Annotated in this window: 1 protein-coding gene; it reads right to left on the minus strand. The window is 38.5% G+C overall.

The genetic code is table 11. The features are described 5' to 3' along the window. Nucleotides 1-188: 188 nt before the first annotated feature. Complete coding sequence (locus ACYQ35_RS10670) at nucleotides 189-1,481, minus strand: IS30 family transposase (protein WP_178632120.1); 1,293 nt, start codon at nucleotides 1,479-1,481, stop codon at nucleotides 189-191. Nucleotides 1,482-1,657: the final 176 nt, after the last annotated feature.

Below are 1,657 nucleotides of genomic sequence, written 5' to 3' on the forward strand. Positions count from 1 at the left end.
TAGTTTTGTAAGCGAATTTCGCAGATGGCAATTCTAGAATGGCATGATATACTAAGTTCAACTAGTAAAAATAGGTATAGCAAACAGAAGTCGAATCTCGCTCAGCATTTTTGTAACTGGAGATTCCACCCCCTATTATTGTTTTATTTTTAGAAATTATTTTGGCGGCATGTACACGTTTTTACGAGTTATTTTTTAAGTAGTGAGGATTTTAAGATGATGTCACCAGGGGCTACTGGTTCACATCCAAGTTTCCTTAAAATCGATTCACCGTAGAAGAAGCTGAACGATTCGTATGGAGTGCGATTGTTCAGCTTTCTTCGTGCATAAGAGTTGATATGATTCATCATCTTATTAACATCATCCTGTGTGAGATTGTCGAACGAGGTACCTTTAGGAAGTATCCGGCGGATGAGCTCATGATTCACTTCACAGGCGCCCTTTTGGTAAGGACAACTAGGATTGCAATAAAATACCTTTGTACGATGACGATTGCGTGCTCCGTTCTCTAATGCAGCTGGATTTGAAAATTCAGATCCATTGTCTGTGAGAATGACCGGGAATAGCTTGTTAAAATCTCTATTTCCAAGCTTTTCGTTAAGTTGATTCCAGATATCTATTACAGACTGAGAGGTATTAGCATCCCTTAAAAAAGCAAGCATAAAACTAGTTTCTACGAAATGAATTGTAAGTAGAACTTTTCCTCCAATAGTTCCGATTACAGAATCCATTTGAACTACAGATAATTCAGGATTATTGGTAACGAATGTCTCGAAATCAGCATATGTTCTTCCGTTGCGGCAGGCACGATCAACTTTAAATTCAGGTGCCTTGTAGCGAGGACGATATTTCACCTTACGCGGAAGATCAATGTTACGAACATCAAATAAACAAGCATCAACGTAGTTATATAAAGTCTTCTCACTACACATCAGGCGATCGACGTTATTGACGTAGATTTGGTGTATGGATTGACCATTGCGAATGAGAGGTGTAATGATTTCATTTATCCTTGCAATGTCTTCTTCAGTAGTGCAAAAGCCAGATCTACTAGATGATATTTTATTTGAGGCTTCTAAATGAGCTGTCTCAGGATCATAAATGGTTTTCTTGAGAGTGCATTTATTTCGTTCAGCACAACCGTTGCACACATAAGGTGGCTTAAAGCGTGTTGTACAGACTTCTTCCTCGAAGCTTGAACAGTTATTGTTGCATTTATTGCAGATGCTGCATTTTGGAGACGATGGACGAGTGCATTGATCGCCGCAAACGCCTTTTTCTTTGCATAGTTTACGGTGTATGCAGGCATTGAAGCTGTAATAAGAACAACCACTTTCGATGATGGTAGAGTAACGCTTGATTTCTTTTGCTATGGTAGAACGATCTCGTTTCAGTTCAGAGGCTATCTCTCCAAATGAGAGTTGTTCACGTAGGCCTCTTGCAATAGTTAATCTGTCTTCTAAAGATAAAAATTTTGCCATGTCGGCTCCTTTCTATGCCGCCATTAACAAGAAGATTAACAAAAAAGGAACCAGGATGAAACTGGCTCCGAAAAATGTTTGTAAAGGAAAAACTATACTTTTCCTTTATATAGATTTGTAACACATAAACCAACATGTAGACGGATTAGGTATGGAAATTCGGTTTACAATTGAGG

The sequence above is a fragment of the Faecalimonas hominis genome (assembly GCF_054660755.1).

What these genes read in the sequence shown, in the direction of transcription:
- ACYQ35_RS10670 (WP_178632120.1), bottom strand. Translation starts at nt 1,481, where the DNA reads ATGGCAAAATTTTTATCTTTAGAAGACAGATTAACTATTGCAAGAGGC.